This is a genomic window from Luminiphilus sp. nBUS_07 (assembly GCF_051201685.1).
GTDB lineage: Bacteria > Pseudomonadota > Gammaproteobacteria > Pseudomonadales > Halieaceae > Luminiphilus.
The window spans coordinates 1379274-1397659 of sequence record NZ_CP179213.1; the positions used below are offsets into that span (position 1 = coordinate 1379274).

20 protein-coding genes are annotated in these 18386 nt (G+C 52.0%); 18 read left to right on the forward strand and 2 right to left on the reverse strand.

Going from position 1 to position 18386, the window contains the following annotated elements; all coding sequences use genetic code 11:
* Positions 1-63 precede the first annotated feature (63 nt).
* From lepA to ACMAZB_RS06145, 11 genes are all read left to right on the forward strand, one after another.
* Entirely contained in the window at positions 64-1863 is a 1800-nt protein-coding gene (gene lepA / locus ACMAZB_RS06095) for a translation elongation factor 4 (protein WP_435219816.1), read from the forward strand.
* 25 nt (positions 1864-1888) lie between these two features.
* Positions 1889-2728, forward strand: coding sequence for a signal peptidase I (lepB, locus tag ACMAZB_RS06100; protein ID WP_435215323.1), 840 nt, complete (start codon positions 1889-1891; stop codon positions 2726-2728).
* Between the two features lie 14 nt (positions 2729-2742).
* Positions 2743-3132, forward strand: a complete 390-nt coding sequence (locus tag ACMAZB_RS06105; RefSeq protein ID WP_435219817.1) for a DUF4845 domain-containing protein — start codon at positions 2743-2745, stop codon at positions 3130-3132.
* On the forward strand, positions 3129-3818 hold the full coding sequence (rnc, locus tag ACMAZB_RS06110; protein ID WP_435219818.1) for a ribonuclease III: 690 nt from the start codon (positions 3129-3131) through the stop codon (positions 3816-3818). The genes ACMAZB_RS06105 and rnc overlap by 4 nt, the downstream gene beginning before the upstream one ends.
* Entirely contained in the window at positions 3811-4713 is a 903-nt protein-coding gene (gene era / locus ACMAZB_RS06115; protein WP_435219819.1) for a GTPase Era, read from the forward strand. The genes rnc and era overlap by 8 nt, the downstream gene beginning before the upstream one ends.
* A 3-nt stretch (positions 4714-4716) precedes the next feature.
* A complete protein-coding gene (gene recO / locus ACMAZB_RS06120; RefSeq protein ID WP_435219820.1) occupies positions 4717-5490 on the forward strand; it encodes a DNA repair protein RecO in 774 nt (257 codons plus the stop codon).
* Positions 5491-5531: 41 nt separating this feature from the next.
* Positions 5532-6437, forward strand: coding sequence for a cysteine synthase CysM (gene cysM, locus ACMAZB_RS06125; RefSeq protein WP_435219821.1), 906 nt, complete (start codon positions 5532-5534; stop codon positions 6435-6437).
* Positions 6438-6449: 12 nt separating this feature from the next.
* A complete protein-coding gene (locus ACMAZB_RS06130; RefSeq protein WP_435219822.1) occupies positions 6450-8690 on the forward strand; it encodes a RelA/SpoT family protein in 2241 nt (746 codons plus the stop codon).
* Positions 8683-9513 carry a nucleoside triphosphate pyrophosphohydrolase gene (gene mazG, locus ACMAZB_RS06135; RefSeq protein WP_435219823.1) on the forward strand — a complete coding sequence of 277 codons (831 nt, stop codon included), beginning with the start codon at positions 8683-8685 and terminating at the stop codon, positions 9511-9513. The genes ACMAZB_RS06130 and mazG overlap by 8 nt, the downstream gene beginning before the upstream one ends.
* Before the next feature lie 118 nt (positions 9514-9631).
* Positions 9632-10270, forward strand: coding sequence for an adenylate kinase (adk, locus tag ACMAZB_RS06140; protein WP_435219824.1), 639 nt, complete (start codon positions 9632-9634; stop codon positions 10268-10270).
* A gap of 86 nt (positions 10271-10356) precedes the next feature.
* Positions 10357-10905, forward strand: a complete 549-nt coding sequence (locus tag ACMAZB_RS06145; protein ID WP_435219825.1) for a hypothetical protein — start codon at positions 10357-10359, stop codon at positions 10903-10905.
* A gap of 63 nt (positions 10906-10968) precedes the next feature.
* Here the strand turns inward: ACMAZB_RS06145 and ACMAZB_RS06150 are convergent, their stop codons facing one another.
* The gene (locus tag ACMAZB_RS06150) at positions 10969-11568 is read right to left on the reverse strand and encodes a molybdenum cofactor guanylyltransferase (RefSeq protein ID WP_435219826.1); all 600 of its coding nucleotides are present in this window, start codon (positions 11566-11568) and stop codon (positions 10969-10971) included.
* On the opposite strand from ACMAZB_RS06150, the gene tsaB reads away from it, so the two are divergent.
* From tsaB to ACMAZB_RS06185, 7 genes are all read left to right on the forward strand, one after another.
* Positions 11567-12313: a tRNA (adenosine(37)-N6)-threonylcarbamoyltransferase complex dimerization subunit type 1 TsaB gene (gene tsaB, locus ACMAZB_RS06155; protein ID WP_435219827.1), complete on the forward strand. Its 747-nt coding sequence runs from the start codon at positions 11567-11569 to the stop codon at positions 12311-12313. The two genes, ACMAZB_RS06150 and tsaB, sit on opposite strands and share 2 nt — an antisense overlap.
* On the forward strand, positions 12306-13115 hold the full coding sequence (locus ACMAZB_RS06160) for an undecaprenyl-diphosphate phosphatase (RefSeq protein WP_435219828.1): 810 nt from the start codon (positions 12306-12308) through the stop codon (positions 13113-13115). The genes tsaB and ACMAZB_RS06160 overlap by 8 nt, the downstream gene beginning before the upstream one ends.
* Before the next feature lie 15 nt (positions 13116-13130).
* A complete protein-coding gene (locus ACMAZB_RS06165) occupies positions 13131-14420 on the forward strand; it encodes a M18 family aminopeptidase (protein WP_435219829.1) in 1290 nt (429 codons plus the stop codon).
* Positions 14421-14440: 20 nt separating this feature from the next.
* Positions 14441-15448: a tryptophan--tRNA ligase gene (trpS, locus tag ACMAZB_RS06170; RefSeq protein ID WP_435219830.1), complete on the forward strand. Its 1008-nt coding sequence runs from the start codon at positions 14441-14443 to the stop codon at positions 15446-15448.
* Between the two features lie 33 nt (positions 15449-15481).
* Entirely contained in the window at positions 15482-16582 is a 1101-nt protein-coding gene (gene purC / locus ACMAZB_RS06175; RefSeq protein ID WP_435220062.1) for a phosphoribosylaminoimidazolesuccinocarboxamide synthase, read from the forward strand.
* 96 nt (positions 16583-16678) lie between these two features.
* Complete coding sequence (locus ACMAZB_RS06180; protein ID WP_435219831.1) at positions 16679-17383, forward strand: DUF3313 family protein; 705 nt, start codon at positions 16679-16681, stop codon at positions 17381-17383.
* Positions 17383-17796 carry a TIGR01244 family sulfur transferase gene (locus ACMAZB_RS06185; protein WP_435219832.1) on the forward strand — a complete coding sequence of 138 codons (414 nt, stop codon included), beginning with the start codon at positions 17383-17385 and terminating at the stop codon, positions 17794-17796. The genes ACMAZB_RS06180 and ACMAZB_RS06185 overlap by 1 nt, the downstream gene beginning before the upstream one ends.
* 18 nt (positions 17797-17814) lie before the next feature.
* Here the strand turns inward: ACMAZB_RS06185 and ACMAZB_RS06190 are convergent, their stop codons facing one another.
* The gene (locus ACMAZB_RS06190) at positions 17815-18339 is read right to left on the reverse strand and encodes a hypothetical protein (protein WP_435219833.1); all 525 of its coding nucleotides are present in this window, start codon (positions 18337-18339) and stop codon (positions 17815-17817) included.
* Positions 18340-18386: the final 47 nt, after the last annotated feature.

Below are 18386 nucleotides of genomic sequence, written 5' to 3' on the forward strand. Positions count from 1 at the left end.
GTGGGGTAGAATGCCGCGCTTTTCTGGGCCGATTCCGGCCCGGTATTATCGGGAATCCAGCGCGTGACTGAATTGAGTCATATTCGCAATTTTTCAATTATTGCGCACATCGATCACGGCAAATCTACGCTGGCCGATCGCTTCATACAGCATTGCGGCGGGTTATCGGATCGCGAGATGGAAGCGCAGGTGCTTGATTCCATGGATCTCGAACGTGAGCGTGGCATCACGATTAAGGCGCAAAGCGTCACGCTGATGTACCAGGCGCTGAACGGTGAGGAATACCAACTAAACTTCATTGATACCCCCGGGCACGTCGATTTCTCTTATGAGGTGTCACGTTCCTTATCAGCCTGTGAGGGCGCTTTGCTCGTTGTTGACGCGGCTCAAGGCGTTGAAGCGCAGTCGGTAGCTAATTGCTACACCGCCATAGAGCAAGGCCTTGAGGTACTGCCGCTACTTAACAAAATGGATCTACCTCAGGCCGATCCGGACACGGTCAAGCTGGAAATTGAGGAGATCATTGGTATCGATGCGCAAGATGCCTGTCCGGTTAGCGCGAAGACAGGGCTGGGTATTGAAGACGCTCTGGAATACTTGATTAAAAATATACCGAGTCCCGACGGGGACCGAGACGCGCCACTTCAAGCGCTGATCATTGACTCCTGGTTTGATAATTATTTGGGGGTCGTTTCATTGGTAAGGGTTACTCAGGGCACGTTGCGCAAGCGCGACAAATTCATCGTTAAGTCGAGCGGTAAACAACATCAAGCGGATATGGTGGGGGTTTTCACACCGCGAAGAACTGAAACCGGTGCCTTGGCCGCTGGGGAAGTGGGTTTTATTGTTGCCGGTATTAAGGACATTAAAGGTGCCCCCGTCGGTGACAGTCTAATCGCTGTGGCTCACCCGGATACACCGGCATTGCCCGGGTTTAAAAAAGCGAAGCCTCAGGTTTATGCGGGCATCTTTACGGTTTCCTCTGACGACTACGAAGATTTTCGAGACGCTCTGGGGAAGCTGACCCTCAATGACGCGTCGCTTTTCTATGAGCCTGAAACCTCTGACGCTTTAGGGTTTGGCTTCCGCTGCGGCTTTCTGGGTATGCTCCACATGGAGATTATTCAGGAGCGCTTGGAGCGAGAGTACAACCTCGATTTAATCACGACAGCTCCCACTGTGATTTACGAGATAGTCAGGAAAGATGACAGCGTGATCAATGTGGACAACCCCTCTAAATTGCCCGACGTTGGTGAAATTCAGGAAATGCGTGAGCCTATTGCCCGCTGTACCGTTCTGACACCACAAGAGTACCTTGGCAACATTATCACGCTGTGTATTGATAAGCGTGGCTCGCAAGTGGACCTGCAGTACTTGGGTAAGCAGGTTCAGCTTATTTACGATATTCCTATGGCTGAAGTCGTTCTCGACTTCTTTGACCGCTTGAAGTCTGTCAGCCGGGGCTACGCCTCTTTGGATTATGGATTCCACTGTTTTCAGGCGGCCCCGCTGTCGAGGCTGGATGTGCTGATCAATGGCGATCGTGTTGATGCCCTTGCTGTCATTGTTCACCGTGACCATATACAGGGTCGTGGACGGGTGTTGACGGAAAAAATGAAAGAGCTTATCCCGCGTCAGATGTTTGACGTGGCGATTCAGGCCGCCGTTGGGGGCAAAATTGTGGCACGCCAAACGGTCAAAGCGCTGCGCAAAAACGTCACTGCTAAATGTTATGGTGGCGATGCTTCTCGAAAGAAGAAGCTGTTAGAGAAACAGAAGGCGGGTAAGAAACGTATGAAGCAGGTGGGTAACGTAGAGATCCCCCAGTCCGCGTTCCTAGCTGTTTTGCAGGTCGACAGTTGAAGAATGTGATCACAACGGAGCCAATGTGAATATTGATTTTCCTTTAATTCTTTTGATACTGGTGTCCGGTAGCGGGCTTATTTGGGCGCTGGATGCGCTTTTTGCCGCGGGACCTAGGCGGGTCAGAATTGCGGATCTTCAACGTCGATATCCGAAGTGGGATCAGGCCGAGGCAGGGGATGCCAAGAAATACAGAGCATCCTTTGCAGAGACGGCCTCTGAGCCTGTCATAGTGGAGTATGCGCGGTCATTTTTTCCCGTATTGGCCGCCGTATTTATCCTTCGCTCCTTTCTGTTTGAGCCATTTCAAATTCCCTCGTCTTCCATGGTGCCCACTTTGGAAGTCGGTGATTTTATATTGGTTAATAAATTTAATTACGGCATCAGACTGCCTGTGGCGCGGTCTCAAGTGGTGCCCATTGGCAAGCCGGAACGCGGTGACGTCGTTGTTTTCTATCCCCCCCATCAAAACGACACCTACTACATCAAACGGGTGATTGGGATTCCTGGAGATCGGATCGAGTATCGAGGTAAGGCCATTTCAGTCAATGGTAAGGCCATACCGAGGGAGTGGTTAGCCACGGTCCCCGAGGGTAAATCTCGGTACGAGGTTGGTCTTGAGTCTGTGGGAACGGGCCGCTACCTTATGCAGACAGACCAGCGGCGACCTTCAAGGGATTTTTCCGCCACGGTGAAACCCGGGCACTACTTCATGATGGGTGATAACCGAGACAACTCCAGCGATAGCCGGGTGTGGGGGCAGGTGCCAGAAAAAGATCTTGTGGGTCGGGCCGTGGCCATCTGGATGCACTGGGAGTCGTTGTTCTCGATTCCGTCTTTCGGTCGGGCCGGGTCAATTGACTGAGTTTAGGGGCTACCATGGATAAAGCGCTAACAGCGAGAGCACGTCAGAGTGGATTTACGTTGTGGACGTTAGCGTTATACCTTCTAGTGCTCAGTGTAGCCCTTGTGCTAATTCTGAGGATTACCCCGTCTTACCTAGAATACCTGACGGTCAAAGACATCGTTGAGCGAACGGTTGAAGAGTTTGATCCCGAAACCCAGAGTGCCTTGGAAATTAGAACCCGCATTCGTAAGCTGCTGCAAACCTCACAGGTTGACGTCATCGATGCTAGCGATATCGAGATTTACCGCGAGCGGCGTAAAATTGTGATTGATGCAAATTACGAAGTGCGTTTTCCTCTGTTTTGGATCGTTGACGGCGTTATGAACTTTGACGATTTGATCTTTAAAGTAGATGGGAATTGAGCGCGTCTCGCCAGTCACCTCAGCTACTGAGTCTGCAAGCTCGTCTCGGATACAGTTTTCGTGACATTCAAAGCCTCAAGCTGGCATTAACCCACCGAAGTGCTGGACGCAGCAACAACGAGCGGCTTGAGTTTCTCGGTGACTCCTTCGTTAATCATGTCGTCGCCCAACGTTTGTTTACCAACTTCCCCGAGGCAAGCGAAGGTCAATTGACGCGACTGCGGTCCAAGCTTGTTCGCGGCACATTCTTAGCAAAGTTGGGGGAAAAGTATGGCCTGGGTGAATGTCTGGCCTTGGGGGTCGGAGAGCGAAAAAGCGGTGGCAGGCACCGTGCCAGCATTCTCGCGGATACGGTTGAGGCTGTTGCTGGTGCAATGCTGCTAGATGCTGGATACGAAATCGCTGCGCCAGTTGTCCTTAATTGGTTTGCAGATGCGTTGGTTGACCTTCAAATTGATGGCGATAAGGACAGTAAAACGTTGCTGCAAGAGTGGCTGCAGGCGAGAAACCTGCCTTTGCCGCACTATGATTTAGTAGGTATCGAAGGGCCAGATCATGCGCAGGAGTTTGAGGTGCGCTGTCAAATTGAGGGGCATAAATCTGGCTTTGTGGGTCGTGGTTCCAGTCGTCGAAACGCTGAGCAACAGGCTGCTTCTGTGGCAATGGGAGATCTAAGCAATGACTGAAGGGAGCCAACGCTGCGGTTATGCCGCCATCATAGGCCGCCCCAACGTGGGCAAATCAACGCTGCTAAATTATGCGCTGGGTCAAAAAATTAGCATTACTTCAAGAAAGCCTCAAACAACCCGCCACCAAGTGATGGGCATCTACACTGACAGTGGCGATCAGGTTGTATTTGTCGATACTCCGGGTATGCATCTGGAGCAGGGTAAGGCGATCAACCGGTATATGAACCGTGCTGCTAGCAGTGCTCTCGCGGATGTTGATTTGGTGCTTTTTGTCGTTGACAGAAATCGCTGGACATCCGAGGACGATCTGGTGCTTGAGGCGCTGAGGCATACTGAAACTCCCGTCGCCCTTGTGATTAACAAAATTGATCGCCTAGAGGACCAGGCCGTTTTACTGCCTTGGACGGAGTCTGTACGGTCAAAGTTTGACTTTGACGCAATATTTCCAATATCCGCACTTCGACAGGCAAACTTACCCTCCTTGATGACTTACATCCGCAACAAAATGCCGTCAGGCGTCCATTTCTTTCCCGAGGATCAGGTAACTGATCGGTCTGAGAGGTTTCTTGCGGCTGAACTCATCCGGGAAAAAATTGTCCGGCAGCTAGGCGACGAAATGCCGTACACCACGGCTGTGGAAATCGAGAGTTTTAAGCTCGACGGCAAACTGCTGCGCATTGACGCGTTAATCTATGTCGAACGGCAAGGGCAGAAAAAAATTGTGATTGGCGAGGGAGGAAGCCGATTGCGATCAATTGGCACCGAAGCCAGGAAAGATATGGAGGTGGCTTTTTCTCGTAAAGTGATGCTTAAGCTCTGGGTGAAAGTGAAGTCTGGCTGGTCCGATGATGAACGAGCACTGAGAAGCTTAGGGTTCGAGGACGGCATCTGAGGCATGGCCAGTGAGTTGGAGCCGGCATGGTTGCTGCATCGGCGCAATTTCGGCGATGGCGGCTTTCTCGTTGATCTATTGGGGCTAACGTCTGGGCGTATGGCTGCCGTCGTGCGAGGCGCCCGCAGAAAAGCAAAAGGTGGAAGTCACGCCGGAGTGCTGCAGCCTTTCACGCCCTTACTGGTCTCCACGGGGGGGCGAGGTGAGTTAAAGACTTTACACCGGCTCGAAATGGCTGGTGCGGGTCTCGATCTCGCTGGAGAGCAGGTGTTTAGCGGACTCTACCTCAATGAGCTGTTGATTCGGTTGTTGCCGAAGTTTGTCAGTTGTCCAACGCTCTTTGCGCTCTACGGGGAGACTGTTGATGCGCTGGTTATCGCAGAGGCTGAGCTAGCGCTACGAAAGTTTGAGCTGATGCTTCTCGATGAACTGGGCTACGGGATGCGTTTTGATGTGGATGCGCAAAGCGATGCCGTTACGGCTGCCGACGTCTATCGATATGACCCCATGCAAGGGTTTGTGCGCCAAATCTTCAAGTCTGATGAGGTTATGAATACCCCGGCGGCCCTGCGCGGCGATCAGTTGTTGAACATCGCGGACTGGTCGTTTAACGGCGATGGTCTCGAGGTATCAAATCGCCAGCCTCTAAAAGAGTTGACGCGCGTTGCCTTACAGTTGCACCTTGGCGATCGGCCCCTGAAAAGCCGCGAGTTATTGAAGTCTTTCAGGTGTGGCGAAAAACCCTCTGAAGGTACAGGGCAACACCTAACACCATGACTTATGATTTGTCTGTGCACTAGAATTGAAAAGGAAGTCACATGAACCCCGCTGAAAGTCTGTACCCAACCATCGAAAGTGTTGTGGGGGAAACGCCACTAGTGCGCTTGCAGAGGCTGGCAGAGGGCTCCAAGAATCACGTGCTTTGTAAACTTGAGGGTAACAATCCAGCGGGTTCCGTAAAGGATAGGCCTGCTCTGAGTATGATTGCTGAGGCTGAGAGCCGAGGTGACATTCGTCCGGGAGACACCCTCATTGAGGCGACTAGTGGTAACACGGGGATTGCCCTCGCTATGGCTGCAGCCATACGCGGTTACCGTTTGCGGCTCATTATGCCTGCCCATATGAGTTCCGAGCGAAAATTAGCAATGACCGCTTATGGTGCGGAGCTCATCCAAGTCAGTCGTGAGGAGGGGATGGAAGGCGCAAGAGATCTGGCAGAAGCCATGCAATCTAGGGGGGAGGGCACTGTTCTCAACCAGTTTGCAAATTTTGATAATCCCTTGGCCCATTACCGTGGAACCGGACCTGAGATTTGGCGACAGACTCGCGGTGAGGTGACGCACTTTATTAGCTCAATGGGCACGACAGGAACAATCATGGGGGTATCGGCGTACTTGAAAGAAAAAAATCCTGCGATCCAGATTATTGGCTTACAGCCCCAAGATGGCGCGCAAATACCCGGCATTCGACGTTGGTCAGAGGCTTATCGTCCCGGAATTTTCCAAGCTGCGAAGGTTGATCGAACCATTGATATTTCCCAGACGGAATCTGAGATCATGATGCGTCGGCTGGCAACAGAAGAGGGTATTTTTGCAGGGGTATCTTCGGGTGGGTCAATCAGTGCTGCGCTGCAGGTCAATCAAGAAGTGGAGGGAGCGACGATTGTTGCGATCGTTTGCGATCGTGGTGATCGTTACCTTTCGACAGGTGTTTACGAGAGTTGAGGGTGCTTGGTTATGGTGCAAGTCAGAGCCGTACTTGAAACTGCAACCCTAGACCAAGCGGGTTTTTCCCATTGGTTAAGTGGTCTTGCAACACCTCTTGACGCTCTCGACCAAGAGCGATTAATCGACGCCTTTGTCTTGTTGAGCGAACAGGATCCCGAGCAATCTCAAGGTACTATGGACTGGGCCGGTAATGCCAATGTCCTATCTGTAGGCCTTGAGACCGTGCAAATCCTTGCTGAGTTGCGGCTGGGTCCAGACGCCTTACTGGCAGGTTTTCTCTACCGTCCAGTCCGCCAACAAGTTATTTCTGTTGATCAGCTTAGGCATCGCTTCGGTGACAAAGTTGTGAGCCTACTCGATGGCGTGCTGCGGATGGCGGCAGTTAGCGATCTCACAGGTTTAAGTGATGTTCCTGTTCTTGGGCAGTCAACAGCGCCCAATATCAACATAAGACGTATGCTAGTAGCGATTGTAGATGATGTGCGCGTGGCGTTGATTAAACTGGCTGAACGTACTGTTGCTATGCGTGCGCTCAAGGGCGCTGATGAACATCGGCAACAGCGTATCGCCTGGGAGGTTTTTAACGTTTATGCGCCATTAGCGCACCGGCTAGGTGTTGGTCATCTTAAATGGGAGTTAGAAGATCTCTCCTTCCGTTACACCAATAAAGATGCCTATCACAGGATTGCAAATTTGCTCGACGGGCGGCGCCAGGATCGAGACAGTTTTATCGCTAGGATAAATGCGCAGTTAACGAAAACGCTGACGCAATCCGGGCTGTCTTTCGAAATTACCGGACGCGCAAAGCACATTTACAGCATTTGGCGAAAAATGCAGCGTAAGGGTATCGGCTTTTCACAGGTACACGATATCCGAGCTCTACGGATTCTGGTTGACGATGTGGCCGCCTGTTATCAGACGCTGGGGGTAGTGCATGGTATGTGGCGCAACATACCCAATGAGTTTGATGACTACATCGCCAGCCCAAAAGAGAATGGATATCGGTCACTGCACACGGCCGTTATTGGGCCTGAAGGGAAGATTTTAGAAGTGCAAATTCGTACTGAGGAGATGCACGAGGAGGCCGAGTTAGGAGTCTGTGCTCACTGGCGATACAAAGCGAGCGATGCGCAGGGAGCGGGCCCAGATACTTACGAGGAAAAGCTTAGTTGGCTCCGGCAAGTTTTAGAATGGCACGAGACCGTGGGCGACGATGAGGTAATTGCTGAACAATTCACCTTTGATTCAGCGCAGGATCGTGTCTACGTCTTTACTCCTAAGGGCGATGTGGTGAGTTTAGTTCAGGGGGCGACTCCGTTGGATTTTGCCTACCACGTTCATACCGAGGTTGGGCACCGTTGTCGGGGCGCTCGGGTGAACGGGACTTTGGTGCCCTTGACCTATGTTTTAGGTACTGGGGAGCGGGTTGAAATTTTGACGGCCAGCACCGTGCAGCCTCGTCGGGACTGGTTGCTGTCGTCGTCAGGCTTTCTGCGCACAGCGCGTGCCAGGAACCGTGTGCAGCAATGGTTTAAGTCTCAAAACCGCGACGACAATGTGGCAGCAGGGCGTGAATTAGTAGAGCGGGAGTGCGCGCGATTGGCCCTCACGTCTCTTGATTACAAGGCGATGTCTGAGGCCCTAAGTCAGAATACGGTTGATGATATGTTTGCAGCCGTCGGCTCTGGTGATCTCACCTCTAAACAAGTGCTTCGCGTTGCAAAAACTGTCACCCACTTTGAGAAGGATCAGCACCCCGAGTGGGCTATTCATCAAGATAGACCTGCATCAGACGGCGCTCCAAAGGTGGATGGTGTCGGAAATTTACTGACCCAATTTGCCGGGTGTTGTATGCCAGTACCGGGCGACGGTATCGAGGGCTATATCACCCGATCCCGAGGGGTAACTGTGCACAGAGCAGACTGTGCTCGGCTATTGACGCTTCACAGCGAATATCCCGAGCGCATTATTGCGGTAAATTGGGGCAGTGCCGATGTGGCAATGTTTCCGGTTGATATTGAGTTAACGGCGTATGATAGGCAGGGCCTCTTGGCCGACGTGACATCGGTTTTAGCGCAGGCATCTACCAATGTGACCTCGATCAACACGCAGAGCCACCTCGAGGATAATACGGCCCACATGCGCCTGCGCGCCGAGGTGTCTACGATTGATGGTCTGATGGAGCTGTTGGCTAAGTTGAACCAGCTGGACAATGTGATTTCGGCGAGGAGAGTTGTGGTTGATGACTGAATTAACCGATGGTCACAAAGGCTATGAGTTTGGTATTGCAGATTTGCTGAGGATCATGGAGCGTCTTAGGGATCCGTCCGACGGATGCCCCTGGGACACAAAGCAAACCTTTACCAGTGTCATCCCTCATACTTTAGAAGAGTGCTACGAGCTGGTGGATGCTATTCAGCAAGTCGATTTGCCTCATGTTGCTGAAGAGTTGGGGGATGTTTTATTTCAAGTAATTTTTTACAGTGAACTGGGTAAAGAATTGGGTGCCTTCGACTTTCACGCCGTGGTCGATGGCATTGCGCGCAAACTTTTACGACGTCATCCCCACGTGTTTGCAGGGGGCGCTGTTGAAGGACGTGTTCTGGGGTCGGTAACGACCGATGAAGTTAAGGCAAACTGGGAAGCGATAAAGCGAAAAGAGAAAGGCCACAGTAAAACCGTTGGTGTTCTTGCTGATGTCCCAAAAGCGCTCCCTGCTTTAAGCCGGGCGCAGAAGCTTCAAAAAAAAGCTGCGACCGTTGGCTTTGATTGGGGGGAACTGAGTGGCGTGTTGGCAAAACTTCAAGAAGAGATGGATGAATTTCAGCAAGCAGTGACTGAAAACGATGATGAGTCTATGGCGGAAGAGCTTGGAGACCTCATCTTTAGCGCGGTTAATGTTGCGCGTCATTTGGGTTATGACGCTGAAGGTGTGCTGCGGCAGGCCAATGAAAAATTTGAAACGCGCTTTGGTGACATGGAAACCTCTGCATTAGAGGAGGGGAGCGCTTTGAGCGATGAGTCAATTTTGCAAATGGAAGCGCGTTGGCAGTCAGCCAAAAGCAGGGATTAGCGCTTGTAACCGATGCTAAGGCTGTGTACTTTTGGCGCTCCCACTGAGGGCAGGATCGACGGTCGTGGGGCGGTCGTCGAACCAAAAACTACGTGTGCATAACAAAAGGGAAGTCCCCATGCGAATTATTCTCCTAGGCGCGCCTGGCGCAGGAAAGGGTACACAAGCGAAGTTTTTGTGTGAGCAGTTTGGCGTTCCTCAAATTTCTACGGGCGATATGTTGCGTGCTGCAGTCGCGGCAGGCACCGAGTTAGGTTTGCAAGCTAAAAGTATTATGGATTCAGGTGGCTTGGTTTCTGACCAATTGATCATTGATTTGGTAAAAGACCGCTTGCAGCAATCTGACTGCAGTGCAGGTTGCTTGTTCGATGGTTTTCCAAGAACGATTCCCCAAGCCCAAGCTATGGTCGATGCGGGAATCAACGTCGATCACGTCATAGAAATTTCAGTCGACAATGAAGAAATAGTTGGCCGCCTAAGTGGACGCCGCGTCCACCCCCAGAGCGGACGTATCTATCACGTTGTGCACAATCCACCTCAGGTGGAAGGTGCAGACGACGCTACGGGCGAAGCACTTATTCAGCGCGATGACGATAAAGAGGAAACTGTTCGCAAGCGTCTCGACGTTTATCAACAGCAGACGAGACCGTTAGTTGATTTCTATCAGAAGCTGGATGGCCCGGCCTATCACCAGATTCATGGCGTCGGTAATGTTGAAAAAATTTCTGCGGAGATAAAAAAACTATTACAAAACTGAGGTTTTTCTTACACCAATTACTTGTCATTAAAAATAAACATTGTTAGGTTGCGAAAGTAACTACTACTACACAGTTGGAGATAAGCATGGCAGCAGCAAAAAAAGCACCAGCTAAAAAGAAAGCGGCAGCTAAAAAAGCACCCGCAAAGAAAAAGGCAGTAGCGAAAAAAGCACCAGCGAAAAAAGCTGTTGCTAAAAAAGCCCCCGCCAAAAAAGCCGCCGCAAAAAAAGCGCCTGCTAAGAAAAAGGCAGTAGCGAAAAAGGCACCGGCCAAGAAGAAGGCGGTAGCAAAGAAGGCACCCGCCAAGAAAAAAGCAGTAGCCAAGAAAGCGCCGGCAAAGAAGAAAGCGGTAGCGAAGAAGGCACCTGCAAAGAAAAAGGCAGTAGCGAAGAAGGCGCCTGCTAAGAAAAAGGCAGTAGCCAAGAAGGCGCCGGCGAAGAAAAAAGCGGTAGCGAAGAAGGCGCCTGCCAAGAAAAAAGCAGTAGCTAAGAAAGCGCCGGCGAAAAAGAAAGCGGTAGCGAAGAAGGCACCTGCCAAGAAAAAAGCAGTAGCCAAGAAGGCGCCGGCAAAAAAAGCGCCCGCTAAAAAAGCTCCTGCTAAAAAAGCTGCAGCGAAAAAAGCGAAGAAGAAGTAGCGTTTTCGCAAGACCAAAAGAAGCCGACATGAGTCGGCTTTTTTTTTAATCGCAATTTGACGTTTACTGCGGCGGACGCCTTATCATGCCGTGCAGAGCATGGGTATGGTCGACGTCCATGCCTGCGCCGGGTACTGCAATGTGCTTGAGCCCTTCACATTCATACAGTGCCATCAATGAACGTTTACCTTGCGTGAGCAATGCGGTGACTTGCGAGTGCACATCGCGATTGAGAACGCAGCAGGGTGTGTGGGTGTCGTCGTCTGTCGCAAATACACCGATTACAGTGGGACTGAGGGCGGAGCTTAACCGTTCGAACCAGTTCAGTGGCAGGCTGTACTGATCGCAGGGAATCACCGCAAGATATTGCGTTTGAGTAGCGGCTAGCAGTGCGGAAAGTCCCTGTAGAGGGCCTTGCCCTGCTTTAACGTCGCAGAGTACCCGATTTGAAAACCTTGAATAAAACCAAGCATTCTCACGACAACAGGTGATCACCTCTGCGAAGCCGCCCCCATAGCGTTCGAGAGTTCTCTCGAGCAGCGTTCGTCCTCCTGCGATCATCAGGCCTTTGTCTCGACGGCCTGCCCGGACACCGGAGCCTCCGGCAAGAACACCAAGTGTGAACTCTGAACGATGCAATTTAGGGCGGGACTGTGGGATCATGTCGAATTATCCCACGGATGTTCTGCGGTTTTCCATGCCGGCGCTACTTTCTTTAGACACCTCGACAGATGCCTGCTCCCTTGCCTGCGTGCTGGGAGAATACTCGGCGGAGCGACACGAGCTGCTGCCCCGCGCCCACAATCGCCATATTCTTGCAATGATAGATCAGGTTTTGGCAGGACAGCCTTTGAGTGCCGTCGAGGGTATTGTTTGTGGCGTTGGCCCGGGTTCCTTCACGGGATTGCGCGTTGCGACGGGCGTCGCGCAGGGTTTAGCGTGGTCATTAAACGTGCCGGTATTGCCTTTTTGTTCACTGATGTCCCAGGCATTGGCTGCGCGTACAGAGCTCGGCGATTCAGGCGGCTACGTTTTGAGCACAATTGAAGCACAGACGGGGCAGTTTTACTGGCGCTTATTCGATGGTCGTGATGGTGGACTTCAACCGGTGGGTGAGCCTTGTCTGGGTATGTCTGAGCGCCTCCTCGATCAGCTTGGTGATTGTGCGTCTCATCCCGTACGGGTGGTGGGTTCTGCGGCCACATCAGTAGCAGATAGGCTGAGAGCAGGATTATCCATTGAGTTGGCAGTGCACGCTGAGGTGCGCCCAAGGGCGATGTCGGCCCTGCAATTTGTCTGCGAGCATCCCAATCCACGCTTGGGCATCTCAGCAGAGCAATTACAGCCCCTCTATGTTCAGACAGATATCGGCTGGAAGAAGCTGGCGGAGCAACCTAAACGTGCTTGATTGGACCCAGACGATTGTATTGGCACTCATTCAAGGTTTGAGCGAGTTTTTACCGATCTCAAGCTCGGCCCACCTAGTTTTGCCTGCGCAATTATTCTCTTGGAGCGATCAGGGCTTGCTGTTCGATGTGTTTGTTCACGGCGGGACTTTAATCGCCGTCATGATTTACTTCAGAGCTGACCTTATGAGGCTACTTGGCTCTCTGCGGTTAGATACAGCGTCTAAGAGTGAGGGTGACAACGAGCTGTGGCTTTTGGCAGCGGCAACACTGCCCACTGTATTGGTGGGTCTGCTGTTTCATGAAGTTATTTCAGGGGGCCTGCGAGGGCTACCTGTCATCGCGTTTACCACGTTGTTCTTTGGCATTTTAATGGGGGTCGCCGCGCGAATGGCTCCTGCTGAAGCTGATTCGAATATCCGCGCTATCTCTTGGCGAGATGCCTGTCTCATTGGCTTGGCACAGAGCGTGGCCTTGGTTCCCGGCGTGTCCCGATCAGGGGTCACCATAACGGCTGCTTTGATGTTGGGTTACAACCCGGCTACGGCCGCTCGATTCTCTTTTTTATTATCGGTCCCAGTTATTTTGATGGCGATGATATATATGGGTTTCACGTGGTTTTCTGGTGAGGCGGTGTCGCCACCTTTAGCCCAACTTGTGACCGCAATGTTGATGGCCGGCATCAGTGCTTACGCCACAATTGCCGTATTTCTGGGTATCCTTGATCGTGTTGGCCTCATGCCTTTCGTTGTGTATCGACTCGTTTTGGGTTGTGGGCTGGTCGTAGTTATTCTCCTTTCATGAATTTTGGAATTGTTTATGTCTAAGCGTCTTGATGACTTGCTGGTTTTTTTGGGTGAGGCAACGTCACCCTTTCATGCCGTTGCTGCGCTAACAAAGCGGCTCAAGAATGCGGGTTTCATGGGGCTAGAGCACCTTGATGACATCAGTTTCGAAGCGGGGCAGGGGTATTTCGTTACTGCCAACGACAGCTCTATTGTTGCGTTCAGAGCGGGGTCGGGGCGCTGTGAGGAAGGGCTGCGCATGATTGGTGCACACACAGACAGCCCTAACCTTTCGATTAAACCCAATCCGCTTAAAAAACGCTCGGGTGCCCATCAGCTTGCTGTTGATGTCTACGGAGGGGCGTTGCTTAATCCGTGGTTTGATCGAGACTTATCCCTCGCTGGGCGCGTGTCCTTTGAAAATTCCAAAGGGGAGCTGATTTCGCGCCTCATAGATTTTCAAAGGCCAATTGCGATTATCCCTAGTTTGGCGATCCATCTCGATCGAGAGGCCAATAAAAATCGCAGTATCAATCCGCAAACCGATATTTTGCCGCTGATTGCCGGGCTCCCGACGGCGGATGGCTCGAGCCTAGATTGGGCCCAGTTGCTCGCTGATCAAGTAGCCCTAGAGCACCCCAACGAGGGCCCAGTTCGAGTTCTTGATTTTGAGCTTTCGCTCTATGACTGCCAATCCGCGGGCATCGTCGGTATCGATAATGCTTTTCTTGCCTCAGCGCGACTCGATAACCTGTTGAGCTGTCATGCAGGTCTGATGGCTTTGCTAGATGCCGATGCCGAGCAATGGTCTCTGCTGGTTTGTAACGACCATGAGGAAGTCGGCAGTACGTCGGCAGTCGGCGCTCAGGGCCCAATGCTGACGGATGTTCTCGCTTCGATTACGGGCACCGCAGCCGCTAGCCGGCGCTTGCGGGAGCGATCAACGATGTTGTCGGTTGATAATGCCCATGCGGTACATCCGAATTTTAGTGATCGTCATGATGAGGCCCACGGACCGCTTCTCAATCACGGCCCCGTTGTCAAAATCAACCGCAACCAGCGTTATGCCACATCGGGAGAGGGCTCTGCTCTGCTGCGCCTCTTAGCTGAGCGCGTAGAAGTGCCTCTTCAGCATTTTGTTGTTCGCTCAGATATGGGCTGTGGCAGTACAATTGGACCCATCACAGCGGCAGAAACAGGCATTATGACCATAGACCTTGGTGTCCCAACTCTCGCAATGCACTCCATTCGGGAGTTGGCGGGCGCTGCGGATGTGGATTTTCTAGGGGCACTGCTCACCGCATTTTACAATCGCGTCGCCTGACGCTTGTTTGGAGAATTGAAATGACACGCAGACGCGTGCTGACCGGCATCACGACATCGGGAACCCCACATTTAGGCAACTATGTAGGTGCCATTCGTCCTGCAGTGGATGCCTCACGAGAAGCAGAGGTAGACGCTTACCTGTTCCTGGCCGACTATCATGCGCTCATAAAGTGTCATGACCCAGCCGCAGTTGCTCAGTCCAGCCTAGAAATCGCTGCGACCTGGTTGGCGTCGGGACTAGATGCCGAGCAGGCGCACTTTTACCGACAATCTGACATACCAGAGGTCACTGAGCTCTCTTGGATTCTTACCTGTAATGCGGCGAAGGGGCTAATGAATCGTGCCCATGCCTACAAGGCTGCTGTACAAAACAATCGCGACGCTAATGAGGACCCGGATTTTGGCATTACTATGGGGCTGTTTTCATACCCGGTATTAATGGCTGCCGATATCCTTATTTTTAACGCTCACGATGTGCCAGTGGGTCGAGATCAAATTCAGCATGTGGAAATGGCGCGTGATATTGCGCAGCGCTTCAATCATAACTTTGCTGAGATCTTTACCCTGCCCAAGGCCGTGGTTGGTGAGCATGTGGCAGTGCTGCAGGGGCTTGATGGCCGTAAAATGAGCAAGAGTTACGGCAACACTATCCCCTTGTTTGGGACCCCAAAACAACTTCAGAAAAGTATTAATAAAATTAAAACCAACCTTTTGGAGCCAGGTGAGCCGAAGAACCCTGAAGAATCTACGGTTTTCCAAATCTGGTCGGCTTTCGCTTGCGAAGATGAGCGGCAAAGGATGTACGCCGATTTTGAGGGTGGCATCGGCTGGGGTGAGGCCAAGAAGCAGTTGTTCGAGCTGGTCAATAATGAATTGGCCGAGCCTAGGGAGCGGTACCATGAGCTGATGGCGAAGCCTGCACAGGTAGAGGAGGTGCTGCAGGCCGGTGCAGAGCGTTTACGTCCAAAGAGTAAGGCGCTCTTAGAGCAAGTGCGGGACGCAGTGGGGCTCCGTACTTATGCCTAGCGATAAAACCTCGACGGGTTGCAACGAGGGCACATCGTTGTGAGTCTGCAATTTTTGGAGCGCAACGACGATTTCAATATACCTTCTAACGAAGCCGTGCACTCAGGGAAAGTGCGTTCGGTCTACTGGTTGAGGCCAGAAGATAGTCGCCGCTTGATCGAGAGCAGAAATTATCCGGTATCTCGCGATGCGGAACTCGCCATTCTCATCGTTTCAGATCGCTTATCGGCTTTTGACTGCATCTGGCGTGCTGAAGATGGTCTAAACGGCGTGCCTGGCAAGGGGGCAGCGCTTAATGCGGTGTCAGAAGCTTGGTTTGAAGCCTTTGCCAATGCCGGCCTTGCTCGCAGTCACATTCTCGAGGCGCCACACCCTCTGGTGTGGGTTGTTCAGAGGGCGAAACCTGTAGGCATAGAAGCGATTGCTCGTCAGTACATTACCGGCTCGCTTTGGCGTGCTTATGAGAAGGGGGAGCGTCTCTTTTGCGGGATCGACTTGCCCAATGATTTGATGGAAAACCAGCGGTTAGAGGAGGTGTTGATAACCCCTTCGAGTAAGGGTGTGCTTGCTGGGTTAGAGGGCATTCCAGCAATCGATGATGTCAATATTACGCGAGCAGATTTGGAGCGTCATTGGTCTGACCTTGGCTTTGAGCAAAGCGCAGACATTGATCAGTATGAGCGCTTGCTGCGGGAGGGCTTTGCTGTCATCGCCGATCGACTGGACAAGGTAGGTCAATTATTTGTTGATACCAAATTTGAGTTTGGTTACGCGACCAACGCTATGGGCACCAGCGAACTCATTTATATGGATGAAGTCGGCACACCAGATTCATCTCGTATTTGGAATGCGTCTGCCTATTCACAGGGTCATATCTTGGAAAATAGTAAGGAAGGGTTTAGACAGGCGCTTTTGAGCTGGGTGCCCGATAGAGAGCTATTGCTCGATAAACAAAGAATGCCAGAGCGTGAGGCCTACGCGAGCAAGGCACGCTTACCCCAAAATATGCTCCTTGACGTCTCCAGGACCTATCTCGATATTGCAGCGCAAATTATCGGCGCGCCGATTGCAGTGCCTGTCGATCCTCGAGAAGAAATCAAAGAGTTGCTATCGGTTGAGCTTGGGCTAATCTAAGCCATGACTTAAAGGCTGGGTTGCAGTTCTAACAAGCCCAAATTGCGGGTAGGGGAGTTGCAGCCACATTAACAACCACCAGGACAGGGATGAGTTATGAATATAAGACATATCATGGAGAGGGCGGTGCGGCCCATACTGGCAACAGCATTAGTGGTTCTGATGGCGGCGTGCAGCTCGTCACCGACAGCACCGGAAGTCTCTCACGACGGTCTAGTACTGCAAGAGGATACAAAGTTTGGCATGGTCTATGCCAAGCCGGGGGTTGATATCTCCGCTTACGATAGCTTTGCGGTGCATCACTGTGAGGTGGCATTCCGCAAGAATTGGCAGCGTGATCAAAATAACACTAGGCGCGCAACTTCCCGACGAATTACCGATTCAGACATGGAAGGTATACGAACCAGTCTGGCCGAGCTGTGCGAGGCAGAATTTCTTACCGTTCTCTCCGAGGAACCGGCCTACTCGATAATTCCTGAGGATCAGGCAGCGGCGGGCACTCTGCTTCTGCGGCCCAATATTATTAATCTCGACGTCGCCGCTCCCGATATCAGCAGTCCCGGTGTCACCCGCTCTTACACGACGGAATCTGGAGAAATGACGTTATTTCTCGAGGTGGCTGATGCTTCAACCGGAGAAACGCTTTTTCGAGTTGTTGATCGACGTCGCAATCTAAACTCAATGCGCCTGCAATGGAGTAACAGCGTGACGAATACGGCAGATGCCAAGCGAATTTTGAATGCGTGGGGTCAGCAATTTCGAGAAGGGCTTGATCGGATTTACCGAGGAGACAGCGGTTAATGTCAACAACACCAATTATTCAACTCAGTGAAAATGTTTTCGTGGCGGGTCAAATTCAACCCGGCCACATGTCGGATCTCGCCGCACAGGGCTTCAAGCACGTTATTTGTAATCGGCCTGATCACGAGGTTCCAGGGCAAGCAACGATGACTGAGATGGCTGAGGCGGCACAGGCTTCCGACTTAAGCTTTACGCCCTATCCCATAGACGCGTCTAATTTCCCCGGGGAAGACCTTGGGGCGTTGACAGCATTGTTTGATAGCGGCGAGCGCGTGTTGGCCTACTGCCGTACAGGCACGCGTTGTGCCAACCTTTGGGTCGCATCGAGGAAGGATATTGATCGATCAGAGGCTATCGAGGTGGCCAGGGGAATTGGTTTTGATCTGTCCCTCGCCTTGGTTTGGCAGGGGTAGGGTGATAACGCGCCAGCGCTAGTCGACTGCCTGCATCACGTTAAGTAAGTCGTTAAGCGCAAGGGCCTGGCTGCCTGTCATTGATGAGAGGACTGTACCCGCTGAGGGCTGGGCATCCGTTGGGGCTATGTGCTCGCAATGATAAGCTTCTGCGATGATCGCATAGTCAATGGCGAGATCCTTTTTTAAAACACTCAGGGTGTAGACCCTCACCAGCACTTGATCCTCTGGATTTAAGGTAGTTCCCCCCAATGCAGCAAACCGCTTTCCAGCGGCGACCTGACAGTCGGTTGTGTGATTTTTAACGACATTCCAGCCAGCATGACGAAGTGTCGCACCGATACTGTCGCCAGCGCGAATTTGTGCGTCTTGCTCGCTGACCGCCTGATGAGTGGGCAGTTCGAAGCGAGTTAACGCCAGCGTCCGCGTGATGCGCTGCTCACCGGAAAGGGAATAAAGACTTGCAAGACGCGTCCTTGTGTCCTGTTCGAGTAGTTCGACGCCATAGTGCCCGAAGCGCTCGCGTATTTTGTCGCTATTCAACGTTGATGATCCTTGACGCCAGCAACCAGCGAAGACTCACTTAACAT

Coding starts and splice junctions, on each gene's coding strand:
- ACMAZB_RS06105 (WP_435219817.1), top strand. CDS start 2,743: ATGGATAAAGCGCTAACAGCGAGAGCACGTCAGAGTGGATTTACGTTG.
- era (WP_435219819.1), top strand. CDS start 3,811: ATGACTGAAGGGAGCCAACGCTGCGGTTATGCCGCCATCATAGGCCGC.
- recO (WP_435219820.1), top strand. CDS start 4,717: ATGGCCAGTGAGTTGGAGCCGGCATGGTTGCTGCATCGGCGCAATTTC.
- cysM (WP_435219821.1), top strand. CDS start 5,532: ATGAACCCCGCTGAAAGTCTGTACCCAACCATCGAAAGTGTTGTGGGG.
- ACMAZB_RS06130 (WP_435219822.1), top strand. CDS start 6,450: ATGGTGCAAGTCAGAGCCGTACTTGAAACTGCAACCCTAGACCAAGCG.
- mazG (WP_435219823.1), top strand. CDS start 8,683: ATGACTGAATTAACCGATGGTCACAAAGGCTATGAGTTTGGTATTGCA.
- adk (WP_435219824.1), top strand. CDS start 9,632: ATGCGAATTATTCTCCTAGGCGCGCCTGGCGCAGGAAAGGGTACACAA.
- ACMAZB_RS06145 (WP_435219825.1), top strand. CDS start 10,357: ATGGCAGCAGCAAAAAAAGCACCAGCTAAAAAGAAAGCGGCAGCTAAA.
- tsaB (WP_435219827.1), top strand. CDS start 11,567: ATGTCGAATTATCCCACGGATGTTCTGCGGTTTTCCATGCCGGCGCTA.
- ACMAZB_RS06150 (WP_435219826.1), bottom strand. CDS start 11,568: ATGATCCCACAGTCCCGCCCTAAATTGCATCGTTCAGAGTTCACACTT.
- ACMAZB_RS06165 (WP_435219829.1), top strand. CDS start 13,131: ATGTCTAAGCGTCTTGATGACTTGCTGGTTTTTTTGGGTGAGGCAACG.
- trpS (WP_435219830.1), top strand. CDS start 14,441: ATGACACGCAGACGCGTGCTGACCGGCATCACGACATCGGGAACCCCA.
- ACMAZB_RS06180 (WP_435219831.1), top strand. CDS start 16,679: ATGAATATAAGACATATCATGGAGAGGGCGGTGCGGCCCATACTGGCA.
- ACMAZB_RS06185 (WP_435219832.1), top strand. CDS start 17,383: ATGTCAACAACACCAATTATTCAACTCAGTGAAAATGTTTTCGTGGCG.